Genomic DNA, 15,956 nt, shown 5'->3' with positions numbered 1-15,956 from the left:
TTTCGAGCGGGACCGATTACTCCTCGATGGCGTCGCGCATCTTCTTCGCCTGCTCCTTGGCGACGGTATCGGCGCTCTCGCCATCCGTCACGCGGGAGATGGCCTCGGCGACGAGGAACTTGTTCGTGATGTTGCCGAGTTCCGGGAACGCCTTGCCGTCGACGTAGCCGAAGCGTTCGATGTTCTCGAAGGCGGCCGACACGTCCTCGACCGTCGAACCCCACGCCTTCAGCGTCTCGTTGTCCTTGAACTCGTCGCTGCTCGCAGTCTCCTTGAGGACGGGGTTCATTCCGCCGGGGGCCATGTGGAGCCACTCGACGTACTTGTCGTTCATCATGTACTCACACAGCGTCTTTCCGGATTCGAGCTGTCCCTCCGAAGCCGACTCGAAGAGGTTGAGACCGACGATTTGGCCGAACGAACTCTTGCGTTTGTGTTCGACGTACGGGGCGAAGCCGGTGTCCTTCACCATCTTCTCGCCCTTGTCCACGAGGTCGCCCATGATGAACGTCGAGTACTGGATGACGTGCGACTGCTCGTTGAGGTACGTGTTGTTCGCCGTCTTCCACGTGTCCTTGCCCGGCGGCGTGTATTTCGAGAGTTTGCCGTAGAAGTCGAGCGCCTCGATCATCTCCTTGCTGTCGAAGACGATGTTGCCCTCTTTGTCGAACACGCGTGCACCGTTGGAGCGGGCGAATGGCGTGAAACACTGGCGGGCGAACGCCGTCTTCTTCGTGCCGACGACGATACCGTACTGGTTGTCGTCCGGCTTGTGGAGCGTTTTCGCCGCCTTCAGCATGGTGTCCCACGACGTCGGCTGTTCCAAGTTGTTGTCCTCCAGGACGCTCTTTCGGAACCACATCCCCTCGACCCACCCGTACATCGGAATCGCGTAGTGACCGCCGTCGGGCGCTTTCGTGAGGTCGAGTGCGCCTTTGTAGAACTTGTCCTTACCGACAGAGCTGATGACGTCGTCGGCCGCTTTCGTGGAGAGGAGACCCCCGCTACCGAGCTTTTGCATCGGCGAGAGGCCGAACTCCGCGACCGTCGGGAGCGTGTCGGATGCGCGGGCGGACGAAATCCGGGTCGGCAGGTCGTCTTCCTTGACCGCGTTCATCGTGACCTTCGCCTCGTGGCTCGATTCGAACGAGTCGAGGACGCCGTTGATGACCTTCTTGCGGTCGTTCTCCACGTTGCTCGTCCAGAACGTGATGTCCTTGGATTCCCCGTCACTGCCGCTGCCGCCGAGACTGCCGAGACAACCGGCGAGAGCCGTTACGCCGGCCGCACCGCCGAGTGATTTCAGAACCGTACGCCGCGTTTTTTCCCCGTGTTTGTGGTCTCCTGTCATAGGAACTCTGTCCTACTCAACCATGAAGAATAAAGCATATATAAATCTTGCTCATAGGTTTGATACAGGAGTGAATATGAGAATTCGTATGGTCGGCACGAGGGACAATTCCGAGATTCGGTTGGAAGATTCAACACGATAGGATGGCAAGGAATACACGGATGGACACCGACGAACTTCGCAACGGACTCCGAGAGACGGGCCTCTCGACGTACCAAATCGACGCGTACGTCACCCTCCTCTCCCTCGGGAGCGCGTCCGCGACGTCCCTCGCCGAGCAGGCGGACGTTCCGCGGTCACGGATTTACGACGTGCTTCGGGACTTGGAGGAGGACGGTTACGTGGAAACGTACAAACAGGACGCACTGCGTGCGCGGGCCAGCGAACCGACGGACGTGCTCCAGAACCTCCAATCGCGGGCGGAAACCCTCACGAACACGGCCACCGAGATTCGAAATCGGTGGCAGCAGGCCGGCGTCGGCGGCCACCGAATCAGCGTCCTCAAACGGGTCGAAACGGTCATCGAACGGGCCGAGGAAGCGATACGTGACGCCACCAATCAGGTGCAACTGTCGGTGACGCCCGAACAGTACGAAACGCTCGCCCCCGCCCTCGAAACCTGCCGCGATAACGATGTCTTCGTTTCCGTGTCGCTCAACACGAGCCACGAGCAACCGACGGACCTCCCGAGCGAGGAGGCGTTGAACGGCGTCGTCACGGAAGCGCGCCACCGCCACCTCCCCGCGCCGTTCCTCGCCCTGGTGGACCGGAAGATAACCTGCTTTGCGCCGCACACCGACCCGGTGGAGCAGTACGGCGCGGTGTTCGAAGACGAGACGCTCTCGTACGTCTTTCACTGGTACTTCGAGGCCGCGCTCTGGGAATCGTGGCCCGTCGTTCACACGAGCCACAGCGAGACGCTACCCGCCGAGTACGTGAACATTCGACGCTGCATTCGAGATATCGCGCCGCTCCTCAAGGAGGGGGCGACCATCACTGCCACGGCCAGAGGCCGGGAGATGGGAAAACGAAACGTCGTGGCGCTCACCGGGGAAATCACGGACGTGTTGTACCCCAACGGGGACCTTCTGGACGCGACACAGACGCCCTCGCTCTCCTCGCTCGCGGGGCAAGCGACCATCGTCATCGAGACGGACGAGGGCGAGTACGGTATCGGTGGCTGGGGTGCCGTTCTCGAGGACATGGAGGCTGACAGGATCATCATCGAAACAGTGAGTCATCCCGACGACGAGGAGGCGGACGCGTAATGCTATCCGACGACTGTGCGCTCGCCGTGGATTCCGGCCGACAGATCATCGTGGACTCGCGGGGGGACGTCACCCCCGAAGCGCCCGAGACCGGCGTGTACGAGTCCGACCACCGGTACCTCTCCACGGTCGAAATCGAGGTCGGAAACGGCGACGAGTGGACCGTCCTCGGCCGCGAGTCCCGCGATCGGGGCGTGACGACGACGCTCGCCAGTCCGACCGTCGGAACCGGCCGTGGCGAACAGCGACCGTGGACGCTCGGCAAACGACTCGAACTGACGGAGACGGGCGTTGCCGCCACGGTTCGACTCACGAACAACACGCAAACCGCACGGGAGACGGACCTCGCGTTCGACCTCACACCCGATTTCGGCCACGTCTTCGAGATTCCGGCGTTCTTCTCGCCACGGAAAAACCAAGACAGGCCGATAGCGGTGGAAGAGGACGCGACCGGTTGTACGTTCGTGGGAACCCTTGCGGACGGAACGGAACGACGGGTGAAAGTCGGATCGGAGTCCGACTTCGAGGTGGCCCTTTCCGACGAGTCGGCGACGTTTTCGGCCGCCGTGACGGTTCCACCCGCATCGACGCACGCGGTCGAACTCGACATCGTCCTCCCGGCCGGACGGCGGGACACGCCCGAAACCGAAGCGGACGTCGATTGCCCGCAGTACGGTTGGCTCGTGGAACGGGCCGCAGAAACGCTCGGCGCGCTGATGCTCCCGTGCGGCGTCCCGGCGGCGGGCGCGCCGCGATTTCTCGCGCCGTTCGGCCGGGACTCGATAGTCGTTAGTTATCAACTGCTCCCGTTCGATTCGAGCGTCGCGGAGCGAACGCTCCGGTTCTTGGCCGACCAGCAGGGGACGGAAACCGACGATGCCACCCTCGAAGCGCCCGGCCGCATCATGCACGAGAAACGATACGGCGACCTTCCGGCCATCGGCGAGAGCGTCCGGACGCCCTACTACGGAACGGTCGACGCGACGCCGCTGTTCGCCGCGCTGTTCTCGGACACGGTGGCGGAAACCGGCGACGATTCGCTGTTCGATTCGGTGTACCCCCACGCCAAGGCGGCCGTCGAGTGGACCCTGGACGAACTGGACGAGGAGGGTCTCCTCTTCTACGAACCGCACGACCACCCGCTCGGACTCACCCATCTCGGGTGGAAGGACAGCGCGGAGGCGCTCTCGTATCCCGACGGAACCCCCTCGCGGGGGGCAGTTGCACTCGCGGAGGTTCAAGGGTACGTCTTCCGCGCGCTGACGCGGTTCGCACCCCTCGCCGAGCGTCGGGATGATTCGACGCTCGCCAGGACGTGCGACGACGCCGCGAAAACGCTCGCAGCGACGTTCGAGGAACAGCTGTGGCTTCCCGAGGAGGGATGTTACGCGCTGGGAATCGACGACCGGGGCGTCATCCCGAGCGTCGCGTCGAATCAGGGCCACGCGATTTGGGGCGGGTTGGGGAGCGACGAGCGAGTCACGCAGGTCGCGGAGCGACTGACGAGCGACGACATGCTCACGTCGGCGGGGCTTCGAACGTTCGCTGCGTCGCACGATTCGTTCGACCCGCTCTCGTACCATCGCGGAAGCGTCTGGCCGCACGACACGAGCATCGCCGCGATGGGGTTCGCGGAGCGCGGCCATCACGAAGCCGCCGAATCGCTCGCCGTGTCGGGGCTGGCGGCGCTATCCGACGCGGTCCGGGGGGACTTCCCGGACCGTCTCGGCTTCCCGGAACTCATGGTCGGCTTCGACGGGGACCTGTCGGTAGGGACGATTCGCCACCCGGACGCGTGTATCCCGGCGGCGTGGAGCGCCGGGAGCGTGTTCGGCTTTCTGCAGATTGTAGCGGAGTCGAACCGGGGAACGGCGGACGCGATAGCCGAACTGGTCCGGTAGTCACGCCGATCGACGCACGACGACGAGGAGTATCGCCGCGACGCAGGTCGACCCGGCCAACAGTTCCCACCCCGTGCCGTACCCCGAGCGTTCGACCAGTAGACCGAAGACGGGCGGCGCGATGAGTCCGCCGACGTTGATGGCCGTCTGTCCTCCGGCCGTCGCGGCACCGATGTCGTCGCCATCGACGAGGCTACTCAGACAGGAGTAAAACACGCCGGTCGAACCGTAAATCGAGAGTCCGAGTCCGGCGAACACGACGAGCGCGAGGGGAAACGACGAGATGCCGGCGGCGAGCGCGGCGAACAGAACGACGCCGCCCGCGATTTGTACGAGGGCGACGGTCGCCGACCCGCGGGCACCGCCGAGTCTGTCGGCGGCGGTTCCGGCACCGACGCGGGCGGCGCTTCCCATGACCTGCGTGAGCGCCAACACGATACCGCCGATGGCGGTCGTTTTACCGAGTCCGTCCACGACGTAGAGGACGACGTAGCCGAGCATGCCAAAGATGGACGCACCGAGGAAGAACCCGGCGGCGACGAGCAGTAAATACGGCCCGTTCGACCGGAGCTCCGAGAAGTCCGGCCGCGACATCCGTCCGTGGCCGGACGATCCGCCGTAGACGGTGGCGAACCCGAGCGCGTAGCCACCCGCGAGGACCGCGATGACCCAGAAACCGAGTTGCCACGCCGCGACTGCCGCGACACCGGTGATGACGAGCGAAGCGACCCCGCTTCCGGCCGTGACGCCGACCTGTTTCAACCCCATGGCGAGGTTCCGTCGTCCGTCCGGTGCGCTGGCGATGATGCCCCGGTTCGACGCGGGCATCGCGGACGAGTAGGCCGCGCCCAACGCGACACCCGCGACGAGCAACCACGCGTACGAGGTGGCGACGGAAACGCCGACGGTGGCAACTGCAAGACCGGCCAATCCTACGATCATCACGCGTTTTTCGCCGTAGCCGTCCACCGCGGCACCGCTCGGGAACAGCGCGAGGGTGTAGCCGAACAGCGCCGCCGTCAGGAAAAAGCCGACGCTCGACGCCGACAGGGAGAAGGCGTCGCGGACGACGCCCGTCGCGGCGAAGATACTGTAATAACAGAGGCTCGCCGCGGTTTGCCACCCGGTAACCGTCGCGACCGACCGCCAGTTTTTCGACACGAAGATGTATTCCTCGTCGAAATCCACACGGGGCGGGGCGGTAAGTTTGACGACAGCGGCCACCGTTGTACTGTTCTTTTTGTTCGAAAATAGACGGAAGAATCGGCCGGGATTTCCGGTTTCCGATGCGGTTGGCATTTCCACTTATCCGTCTCGGAGCCGTGGATCGAGGTGGTATGTCAGAGACGATGCGAGCGGTCGAAGTGGACGAACCGGGAGGGGAGTTCGAACTCGTGGAACGCGACGTTCCCGAACCGAGCGCCACGGAGGTCCGCGTCGAAGTGGAAGCCTGCGGCGTCTGCCACAGCGATTCCTACGCGAAGGAGGGCGGCTATCCCGGCCTCTCCTATCCGCGGATTCCGGGCCACGAAATCGTCGGCCGGGTCGACGCGGTCGGCGAGGACGTGGAGCTGTGGGAGGAGGGCGACCGTGTGGGGGCCGGATGGCACGCGGGTCACTGTTTCGTCTGTGAGGCCTGCCGTCGCGGCGAGTTTCAACAGTGTGAAAACGAGGACATTCACGGCGTGACGGTAGACGGCGGATACGCCGAATACGCCATCGTCAACGCCGAAGCGCTCGCCGCCGTCCCCGACGAACTCGACGCGACGGACGCCGCGCCGCTCCTCTGTGCTGGAATCACGACGTACAACGCGCTCCGGCACACGGACGCCCGACCGGGCGATCTGGTCGCGGTACAGGGCATCGGCGGGTTGGGCCACCTCGGCGTGCAGTATGCCCGGCAGGCCGGTTTCGAGACGGTCGCCATCTCCCGCGGCACCGACAAGGAGGAGTACGCACGCGAGTTGGGTGCCGACCACTTCATCGACGCCGAAGCGAACGACCCGGCAGAGGAACTGCAGAAGTTGGGCGGTGCAAAGGTGGTCCTCGCGACCGCACCGAACGCCGATGCGATTTCGTCGGTCGTCCCCGGCCTCGACACGGACGGGGAAGTCGTCGTCGTCGGTGTTCCGGGTGAACCCATCGACGTTTCCGGGGCCGCCCTCGTCGGCAGTCGCGGTACGGTGCGAGGATGGGCCTCCGGTCACGCTCGGGAATCACAGGACACCTTGGAGTTCAGCGCGCTCCGAGACATCACGCCCGAAGTGGAGACGTTCGACCTCGTTGACGCCGACGACGCCTACGAGCGGATGATGGAAAACGACGTTCGGTTCCGCGCCGTGTTGGAACCCTGAGCCGGATCCGACCCGCTATTTTTCAGCACCCGGTCGCGGAAGCTACGAACCACGAGCGAAACGAAATCCCCGAGAAGACCGGTCAACAACACCATACAATAGCACCACACAACAATACTGTTCATATTTTCTTTCCAGTAATACTGTATAGAAGCACTGACCGAAAACACTGACTAGACACACTGCCAGAGAATATTGAATGGGAAATCAAACGGGTTGGCCATACGAAAACAACGGACAGTGAGAATCGGGTCGTCAGGGTACGATGGCGAAGGGGGTAATCGTCGGACCAGTAACGGAGGACAACAGCCGGACATCGCTCCAGAAGCCCGAAATCGGGAGTCTTGGAGTTTTTACTGTCGGACGATACTGAGTAGGAATACCAATCAGTAATACTGTTCAGAGAGACTGTTCGAGAATACTATTCGGGCAGAAAATCGGAGGGGCATCGAAAGGAGGATCGGCCAACAGCACTGACGAGAGACAACGATCAGTTATACTGTTCAACAGTTCTGTTCGGAATTACTTCTCAGTAATACTGCATGGTGCGTCTGACTAGTGTTTTTATGGGTTGCTTACGATGGGATTCGTGTATGATTCCGTATACGGTTTGGTCGGAGGCGGGAGGAGTCGGGAAGACGACGTTCTCCGTGAACCTCGCGGCCGCACACGCCCGGCGGGGACAACGGGTGCTCGTCATCGACATGGATCCACAGGAAGGTGGACTGACACACCACTTCGGCGCGGACGAGTATCGCTCGGACGCGAGCGTGGACAACATCGTCCGGCACATGGTCGAACGACCGAAAGGCGAGTTCGACGACCTCATCGTGAACGTCGGTGAGAATCTAGACCTCGTTCCGGGCCACAACATGCTCGGGTCGCTCGAACAGAATCTCACGCGCGCGGCCGAGATGGAACAATCGATGCACGACGCGAACTACCGCTGGCCGAAGGAGAAACAACTTCGGCGCGTGCTTACCGATGCGGACGTTCCGTCGACCTACGACGTACTCGTCATCGACCCCCCGGCGACGGTCGGGCAGCACATCTACAACTCGATTTACGCGACGTCGAACCTCCTCATCCCGGCGGAACTCAGCGCGAAAGGCGAACAGAGCGTCGAGGGGCTTCGGGACGTGGTGAACAACATCGAGGAGACGCTCGGCGACATCGAAGTCGGAATCCTGGGAGTCGTTCCGAACAAGGTCAGCGGGACGAACGTCCAGCGGTCGGTACTCGATGCGCTCGAAGAACAGGACCTCCCCGTCGCGCCCGTCTCGATACGCGAGCGCGGGTCCATGCTCGGCGAGGCGTGGCAGAACCAAGTGAACATCTTCGAACTGGCCGAAAGCGACGAGTTCCGCGATTTGCGGGAGTACGAGGAGACCACGCTCGAAAAGTTCGACGAACTGGCGGCGTCCATCTCCGAGCAGTTCACGACACAGGAGACGGTAGCATGAAAACCGGCGCATCCGACCCGTTTGGCGACGACGAATCGGAGAGAGAAGGGACGAAAGCGGCCGACGAAGAGGGTGTGACCGAGGACGCTTCCGAGTCAGAAACACCAGACAGTAACACCGTTCAGTTTGAACGGTCAGACTTACCGTTGATACTCCGTCGGGACACCGTCAAGGACGAACGCGAGAGCGTCCATCAACTGTTCGTGCAGGACGCAACCGACGGGCGCGCCAAGGACGCGGAGCGGGAGTTGGAGTCGCTCATCGGCGACGACGTCTACCGACTCGACGCCCGGGAGGCCATCTATCTCGCGGGCATGCGGAATCTCGACACCGCGGCGGACATCCTCCGGGAGTGGGGCTACGATCTGTGACGCGGCCACATTGATACGATCGGTTAGCCACAAAGAGAATATACGTTCGAGATGAACGAAACGAACATGGCAACTCTCAGTGACGAAGACGAAGGGAAGTTCCTGATGGACGCGGAGGGCGAACAACTCGGAATCGTGACCGAGGTGAAGGACAACACGGCCTACGTCGACCCCGACCCCGGTCTCGGGGAAGCGTGGTTGGAGGCGTTCGGATGGGGAAGCGTCGATGACGATGACCTGAGCGTTCCCGGGGAGGTTATCGACACCGTGACCGACGAGGAGGTCCGCGTCGAAGCGGACCTCTGAGAACGGGAAATTCGGTCGGGGGATCGGCAGCCGGTTTTTTGTAGTGTTCGGAAAACCAACGGATTGCTTGTCAATCGACGTCAGGGACTCGGGTTCGGCGAACCGTGGTCGACGGACGAGTCGAGCGCCGTCCCGGTGATATCCCGAACTTTGGCAGTGAGCCGTTCGATTTTGGACTCCCCGACGAGCGCGACTTCGAGGACTTCGCTGATGTGCGAGACGGGGATGATTTCGACCATCTCCTCGTACTCCTCTTCTATCATCACGTCCTGTTCGTTGGCCTTCGGGATGATGACCGTCTCAATGCCGGCCTTCGCTGCGGCCTCGATTTTGTGCGTGACGCCGCCGACCGGAAGCACGTCGCCACGGACCGACAGGGAGCCGGTCATGGCGATGTTCTGGTCGATGGGAACGTCTTCGAGCGCGCTGATGACGCCGGTCGCCATGGTTACGGACGCCGAATCCCCTTCGACGCCGCTGTAGGTTTGGACGTACTGGATGTGGATGTCCTTCCCCTCGATGCTCTCGTCGCTGAACTTCTTGATGATGGCGCTGACGTTCTGGACCGCCTCCTCGGCAATCTCCTGTAGTTTCCCGGTGGCGATGACCGCGCCAGGACCTTGCGACGGCGCTATCTCGGTCATGACGGGGAGAACACGGCCGCTGTCTTCGCCCATGACGGCCAAGCCGTTCACGCGGCCCACCACGTTGCCGCTGGCGACGGTGAGGTCGTAATCCTTCCGGCGTTCGATGTGCTGATCGGCTATCTGTTGTTCGATGGAGCGCGAGCGCTGTTTGGCCTGCAACACGTGGTCGCGCGTGGTGTTCTCGGCGTCCTCCGCGCGAGCGATGTCGCCCGCGACGCGGACCAGTCCGCCGAGGTCGCGCAGTTTCAGCGTGAGGTGGTCCTTGCGCATCGCACGGCGCTGGGCCTCGTGAATGATCTCCTCGATACCGGCGCGGGTGAAATGCGGGAGGTTTCCGTCCTTTTCGACCTCCTGCGCGACGAAGCGCGCGTACTTGCGGCGCATCTCCGGCGTGTCGTCGATGGTGTCGTTCATGTACACCTCGTAGCCGTACCCCTTGATTCGGCTCCGGAGTGCGGGGTGCATGTTCTCCATCGCGTCGAGGTTCCCCGCCGCGACCAGAATGAAGTCGGTCGGGACGGGTTCGGTGTGAACCATCGCGCCCGAGGACCGTTCGGACTGGCCGGTGATCGAGAACTCGCCCTCCTGAATCGCCGTCATCAGTTGCTGTTGGCTGCGAATGTCGAGAGTGTTGATCTCGTCCACGAACAGGACACCTTTGTTGGCCCTGTGGATGGCACCGGGTTCCACGCGGTCGTGGCTCGGCGTCTCCATCCCGCCGGACTGGAACGGGTCGTGACGCACGTCGCCCAACAGGGCACCCGCGTGAGCACCCGTCGCGTCCTCGAACGGAACGGTGTCCGTCTCGGAGTTGTCGACCAGCAGGTTCGGAATCACGCCGTCGGTTCCACGTGCGTTGTAGTTGAACAGGAGGTAGATGAGCGCGACCGCGATAACGCCGTACAGCGGTTCGCCGGCGAGAAAGAGGGAGTATCCGGCGACGATGGCGATGACCGCCCACATCAGGAACGTACGCATCCGACCGCGTTTCCGAAGCTCCTCCTTGTGAGCGTCGATTATCTGCCTGCCTTTTCCGGCGGGAACGGTTCGGACCAACGGCTCGTTCCCGTCGTCGGGGTTGTGATAGACGAGGACGTCCTGTAACTCCTCTTTCGGAAGCAACTGACTCATCGCCTTCGCCAGCATCGACTTGCCGGTTCCGGGCGTCCCGATCATCATCACGTGTCGACGTTGCGTCGCCGCCTTCACTACGGTGTCTCGCGCCGCATCTTGTCCGATGACGTGGTCGACCAGTCGGTCGGGAATCGGAATCTCCTCGCTCGTCTCGACGTCGAGTCCGCCGAGGAGGTCGTCGTCCGATTCGGGGTCGAAATCGTCGGCGACCAGTGCGTCGTCGATGTTCTTCCCGAGGGCGTCACCGTCCGTCACGGGGTCGGGTCCGTCATCAGGGTGGGACGGAGAACCTCCACTTTCGTCAGGGTCTGACTCCTCGTCGGCGGGGTCGGGCACCGTCTCCGACGGGGAGGGATCGTCAGTATCGTTTGAGTGCCTCATACTACAATATCGTTGATATAATATCCGTAACGACGACAGATATACTTTCTGAAAGGAGTGGTGTTTCGTTGATACTTTTATTGAGTCGTGAGCGACCCCGACTTCGAGACGGGAGGGACGTGGTGACACACCTCAGCTACCTTGATGGCGATGCGACGTTTCGAATCGGATAGAGAATGCCTATCGAGTTGAACGGGTCACGGACGAACGCCCGCGTGATGGTCGAAGACGAACGCCTCGTCGAGTCGGGCTGTTTGGCCCAAATCCGGGAACTCATCGACCATCCCGCGTTCACCGAACCGGTGCGGATAATGCCCGACACCCACTGGGGTGCGGGTGCGCCCATTGGGTTCACGATGCCGCTCCCGGACCGCGTGGTGCCGAACATCGTCGGCGTGGACGTCGGTTGCGGAATGTGTGCCACGAACCTCGGCGACGACCTCCCCCTCGCGGATGCGGAGCGCGAACGGCGCGTCCGCGACGTCGTTCCGATGGGCCGCGAGGTTCACGACTACGACGACGCGCCGCACCTCGTGAACGAGTTCCCCTTCGAGCGAGCGAACGAGGTGTTCGAGGGATTCGACGCCGCCTACCGGGAGCGCTTCGGTCGGGACATCGACCCCATCTCGTTCGACTTCGACGGCTACGGCGAGGCGTACTTCAAGACGCTCTGTGAGCGCGTCCTCGCCGGACAGCGACAGGGGATGGGTTACGTCATCAAGAGCGCCGGGACGCTCGGCGGCGGAAACCACTTCGTGGAGTTCGCACGCGGGCGGGAGTCGGGCGACTTCTGGCTCGTCATCCACAGCGGGTCGCGCTACCTCGGCAAGGCCGTCGCCGAGCACTGGCAGGGGCGCGCCTCGGACTACCGCGCCGCCGACCAAATCCGGGATGCGATTCCGGACGGCTACGAGGAGTTTCTCAAGTTCGACCCCGCAACCGCGGGCGACGGCGAGATTTTCACGTGGGTCACGGGCGGCATGGGCGAGTCACACATCCGAGCGGAACGCGTCCGGGAGGCTTTCGACGGCGGCGACATCGAGGACGCCTTCGATACGCTCTCCGGGGCGAACCTCCGCCCCGACGAGGACCGCGACGACCTCGATTGGCTGGACGGACGGGAAGCACACGGCTACTACGTGGACATGCTGTTCGCCCAGCAGTACGCCCGCTGGAACCGCGAACTGATGAGCGACGCGATATGCGACGCGCTCGGCGTCGAACCGGTCGAGCGCTTCCAATCGACGCACAACTACATTGACTTCCGCGACATGACGATTCGAAAGGGCGCGACGCCCGCCCGCGAGGGCCAGCGACTCGTCGTCCCGTTCAACATGGCCGACGGGTCCGTCATCGCCCGCGGAAAGGGCAACGAGGAGTACCACTCGACGGCCCCGCACGGCGCGGGCCGGACGATGAGTCGCGGCGACGCCTTCGAGACGATTTCGATGGAGGAGTTCGACGAGGCGATGGACGGCATCTACTCCGAATCGGTGGTCGAGTCGGTCCGCGACGAAGCGCCGATGGCGTACAAACCGGCCGACGCGATTCGGGAGGCCATCGAACCGACCGCCGAAATCGAAGAGCGGTTGGACGTGGTCCACAACCTGAAGGCGAAGTAGCGGGAGTTCGAGGACCGAGTCCACGTGAAGTTCGGTTATGAAGGCCACGAAAACTTCCGCTACGGCCGCTATCGAGTGCGATTGCGGTGTGACTGCGAATACGGACGGCAAACGACCGCACCGCTACCGCACCACTACCGCACCACTCCCTCCCCAACCGATTGCGCTTCTCGGCCTTCGGCCTCCGGTGCTCATCCGCCGTCAGAGCTTCGCTCTGACGAGCCATTCGTTCGTTCCTTCGTCACTCACGAAGACCTCGCACGCTTCAACAGGACGACGCGGACGATGGCTGGCCGCGCCGTTCTGCCAGCGCGCGCCACCGTGGAAAATCGAAATACGCGAGACCAAACACGGGTGAGCGAGCGGACGAGTCATCTTTGGCGTCGCGCTACTCGTTCGATTCCGGTGCGTAGGTATCCCCGGTGATGAACACGGGCAAATCGGTATCGCGCGCTTCGCGGTCGATGCCGTCGAGCCAGGTTCGCACCTTGTCGTGGAGGCCGCGTTTCGTCCGGAAACCGTCGTACTGCACGTCGTAGCCGTAAGGAAGTTCGTTCACCGTCGCGCTGCTGAACGTCTCGTCCAGATACAGGCTGATTCGCTGGCCGGGTTTGTGCGTCGTCGCGGGGTTGCCCCGCCGGAGATGGAACTCCCCGAGAATTCCGCCGGTTTCGGTGCCGACGCCGGTCGTGAGGCCGCCCCGCGTGAACAGGAACAACACGGCGTCGCTGTGGGCCGCGAACGCGACGGACTGGGCGAGCGGGTCCATTCCTCCGGCGGCGTCACCCGCCGCGTTCGCTTCGCCCGCCTGTTCGTGTGTCGGGATGTCGATGTCGGTGGCGATGAACGCCCGGCAGTCGTGGCGTTCGCGGAGTTCCCGACAGAAGTCGCGGAGCGCGAGTTCCATGTCCCCCCGGCCGTCGTCGGTGACGTGGCGGTCGGGGTCGAACAGCGGATCGTCCTGAAACGGCGTCTTCAGTTCGTCGCCGTCGTCGTAGGCGTAGGCCGCACTGAACGCGGTGTAAGGACCCATCACGTACACCGTGAAATCGTTGTGACTTCCGAAGTTCGGCGGAGTCGGGGCCTGCTCCGCCAAGATGTCGGCTATCGGCCGACCGTCGTACCGAAAGTTCGTCTCTCCGTCGAACATTTATTCGTGGTTTCGGGGAGGCGAGGAAATAGCTATCGACAGCGTAATCGACAGTCGAAAAATGGCATTGGAAAACAAAGAAAAAATTCGGTGTAATCGGTAGGCTGATGTACCCCGGCGTTCTAGGTACATCCGTCATGGCCGCAGAATCGACACCGACCCCGGACGACGAACGGGACATCGAAGGGTACGTGGACCAACGGCTGTTCGACGACAGTTTCGGCACCCTCGCCGACCACGTCGCACGCAAAGCGGCCCTCGGCGACGCGCGGCGCTACTCCGTGCTCTTTCTCCTCTACGAGCGCGAGGAACTCTCGCGCAAGGCGCTCGCGGACGCCATCGACGACCCGAGTTTCGACCTCACCCACCACATAGGACAACTGATAGACGCCGGTCTCGTCGGCCGAACCGGTGCCCCGGAAGGTGCCGACGGTCGACAAACGTTCTATAAAATCACGCACCTGGGTCGGCAGGAAATCGAATCGGATCACGAAAACGTCACGGGACACGCTCCGTAGCGACCGCAGTAATCGAGCGATCCATTTGGCGCGAAAAGGATTGATAACCGAAACGAAATCGACGATAGTTCTTGCAGTTCCCCGTCATCGACCGTCCGTTCATCGTCGGGACATTCTGGGAGTTACACGCAGATATCGTCGATGTTCAAAAATTAAATCAACTCGTCCCGCTAGTTTCAGCATTAATTTCAATTCGGAACGGTAAAAATCGAAACGGTCAATGCACATCACTCGGTGTATATGTCGATGCGTTCCAGACGCCGTTTCCTGCAGGCGGTGGGAGCGGGTGTCGCCGTCGGGATAGCGGGCTGTAACACCGAACGGCGAGACGCCCCGAGGACGAAAACGGAAACCACCACGACCGAGACGACCACGACCGCTACGGCAGAAAAGGAAACCGAGACGACCACCACGGACCGGTCGAACCGTCTCGGTTGGTCGACCGCCGCGCCGCTCCCGACGCCACAGAGCGACGTCGGGAGCGGCGTCATCGACGGAACGCTGTACGCGTTCGGCGGTATCGAATCGGACCAGGGGCTCGCCGCGGTCGCACGGACGTACGCCTTCGACGCGGCGACGGAGGAGTGGAGCCGCGAAGCGGACCTCCCACGGGCACTGTGGGGGAACGCCGGGGTTGCCACCGAGGACGCGCTCTTCAGTTTCGGCGGCGCGCCCGCCGACAGCCCGTACGAAACCGGCGAACCGCCGTCGAACGAGATATTCGTGTTCCGACCCGACGACGGGTGGGAGAACCTGACCGAAACGATGGACCGTCGGTGTCCGTACCGAAATTTCGGAATGCGCGGGGTGTACAATCCCGAGGACGGCCTCATCTACTGCGTCTCCGGCGGAACGGACGTGAGCACGCGTGATACCGCCACGAATCACGGCGCGCCGTACGGGAGCGTGGGTGCCTACGACGAGTACCGCGTTTGGACGTTCGACCCCGAGCGCTTCCGGATCGTGGACGACGACTTCACACGATTGGCAGAAGCGAAGCGATGGTCGTCCATCGCGTTGGTCACCGACGACGACGGACCCGCGATTTACGCCATCGGTGGCTGGCGCGGAAACAGCGGGCCGACGGACTCGAACGTCCGAATCGACCCGCACACTGGCGAGGTAACGGCGATGCGGCGGACGCCGCTCCCGGGCATGTACTCGGCGAACACGAACCCGGTCATCGACGGGCAGGTGTTCCTCTCGCACGGCCTCTTCACGCGGGGAGGGTACACGATGGACAGCTATCGGGTGTTCTGCCACCGCTATGACCCCGTGAACGACGAGTTCCACACGGACCTTCCGAAAGCGTCGCACATCCGAGTGGGTGCTGCGGACGGCGTGATCGACGGCGTCCTGCACATCGTCGGCGGTCACATCAAGCCGTTTCAGGGAGACAAGGGACACGACGCCGTGGCGTACCACGAACGGTTTCGGCCGGAAACGGAGTAAATCAACCGTACGTCGCTATATCTTCGGCCCGGAGATGT

Annotated in this window: 13 protein-coding genes; 9 read left to right on the top strand and 4 right to left on the bottom strand. The window is 62.8% G+C overall.

Going from position 1 to position 15,956, the window contains the following annotated elements:
- Window positions 1-16 precede the first annotated feature (16 nt).
- Window positions 17-1,351, bottom strand: coding sequence for an extracellular solute-binding protein (locus tag LJF34_RS17735; protein ID WP_231186637.1), 1,335 nt, complete (start codon window positions 1,349-1,351; stop codon window positions 17-19).
- Window positions 1,352-1,512: 161 nt separating this feature from the next.
- On the opposite strand from LJF34_RS17735, the gene LJF34_RS17730 reads away from it, so the two are divergent.
- Window positions 1,513-2,619, top strand: coding sequence for a TrmB family transcriptional regulator (locus LJF34_RS17730; protein ID WP_231186636.1), 1,107 nt, complete (start codon window positions 1,513-1,515; stop codon window positions 2,617-2,619).
- Window positions 2,619-4,520 (top strand): glycogen debranching N-terminal domain-containing protein, encoded by a 1,902-nt coding sequence (locus LJF34_RS17725; protein WP_231186635.1) that lies wholly within the window; start codon window positions 2,619-2,621, stop codon window positions 4,518-4,520. The genes LJF34_RS17730 and LJF34_RS17725 overlap by 1 nt, the downstream gene beginning before the upstream one ends.
- Here the strand turns inward: LJF34_RS17725 and LJF34_RS17720 are convergent, their stop codons facing one another.
- Window positions 4,521-5,819 (bottom strand): MFS transporter, encoded by a 1,299-nt coding sequence (locus LJF34_RS17720; protein ID WP_231186634.1) that lies wholly within the window; start codon window positions 5,817-5,819, stop codon window positions 4,521-4,523.
- A gap of 38 nt (window positions 5,820-5,857) precedes the next feature.
- Between LJF34_RS17720 and LJF34_RS17715 the strand changes: the two genes are divergently transcribed.
- The 4 genes from LJF34_RS17715 to LJF34_RS17700 all read left to right on the top strand — a co-directional run bounded on the left by LJF34_RS17715 (window position 5,858) and on the right by LJF34_RS17700 (window position 9,014).
- Window positions 5,858-6,874, top strand: coding sequence for an alcohol dehydrogenase (locus LJF34_RS17715; RefSeq protein WP_231186633.1), 1,017 nt, complete (start codon window positions 5,858-5,860; stop codon window positions 6,872-6,874).
- Window positions 6,875-7,467: 593 nt separating this feature from the next.
- Window positions 7,468-8,337 carry a ParA family protein gene (locus tag LJF34_RS17710; protein WP_231186632.1) on the top strand — a complete coding sequence of 290 codons (870 nt, stop codon included), beginning with the start codon at window positions 7,468-7,470 and terminating at the stop codon, window positions 8,335-8,337.
- Window positions 8,334-8,708: a hypothetical protein gene (locus LJF34_RS17705; RefSeq protein WP_231186631.1), complete on the top strand. Its 375-nt coding sequence runs from the start codon at window positions 8,334-8,336 to the stop codon at window positions 8,706-8,708. The genes LJF34_RS17710 and LJF34_RS17705 overlap by 4 nt, the downstream gene beginning before the upstream one ends.
- Window positions 8,709-8,774: 66 nt before the next feature.
- A complete protein-coding gene (locus LJF34_RS17700; protein WP_231186630.1) occupies window positions 8,775-9,014 on the top strand; it encodes a hypothetical protein in 240 nt (79 codons plus the stop codon).
- Between the two features lie 80 nt (window positions 9,015-9,094).
- Here the strand turns inward: LJF34_RS17700 and lonB are convergent, their stop codons facing one another.
- The gene (gene lonB, locus LJF34_RS17695) at window positions 9,095-11,176 is read right to left on the bottom strand and encodes an ATP-dependent protease LonB (protein ID WP_231186629.1); all 2,082 of its coding nucleotides are present in this window, start codon (window positions 11,174-11,176) and stop codon (window positions 9,095-9,097) included.
- A 176-nt stretch (window positions 11,177-11,352) separates the two neighbouring features.
- Here lonB and LJF34_RS17690 point away from each other — a divergent pair, with 176 nt between their 5' ends.
- A complete protein-coding gene (locus tag LJF34_RS17690; protein WP_231186628.1) occupies window positions 11,353-12,798 on the top strand; it encodes an RtcB family protein in 1,446 nt (481 codons plus the stop codon).
- Between the two features lie 388 nt (window positions 12,799-13,186).
- Here the strand turns inward: LJF34_RS17690 and LJF34_RS17685 are convergent, their stop codons facing one another.
- Entirely contained in the window at window positions 13,187-13,948 is a 762-nt protein-coding gene (locus LJF34_RS17685; RefSeq protein WP_231186627.1) for a hypothetical protein, read from the bottom strand.
- A gap of 137 nt (window positions 13,949-14,085) precedes the next feature.
- On the opposite strand from LJF34_RS17685, the gene LJF34_RS17680 reads away from it, so the two are divergent.
- Both LJF34_RS17680 and LJF34_RS17675 read left to right on the top strand, forming a co-directional pair.
- Entirely contained in the window at window positions 14,086-14,466 is a 381-nt protein-coding gene (locus LJF34_RS17680; protein WP_231186626.1) for a helix-turn-helix domain-containing protein, read from the top strand.
- A gap of 246 nt (window positions 14,467-14,712) precedes the next feature.
- Window positions 14,713-15,918 (top strand): kelch repeat-containing protein, encoded by a 1,206-nt coding sequence (locus LJF34_RS17675; RefSeq protein ID WP_231186625.1) that lies wholly within the window; start codon window positions 14,713-14,715, stop codon window positions 15,916-15,918.
- The last annotated feature ends 38 nt before the right edge of the window (window positions 15,919-15,956 follow it).

The organism is Haladaptatus sp. DYF46, from assembly GCF_021083305.1.
Taxonomy (GTDB): domain Archaea; phylum Halobacteriota; class Halobacteria; order Halobacteriales; family Haladaptataceae; genus Haladaptatus.
This window is presented reverse-complemented; position numbering and strand designations above follow the sequence as displayed.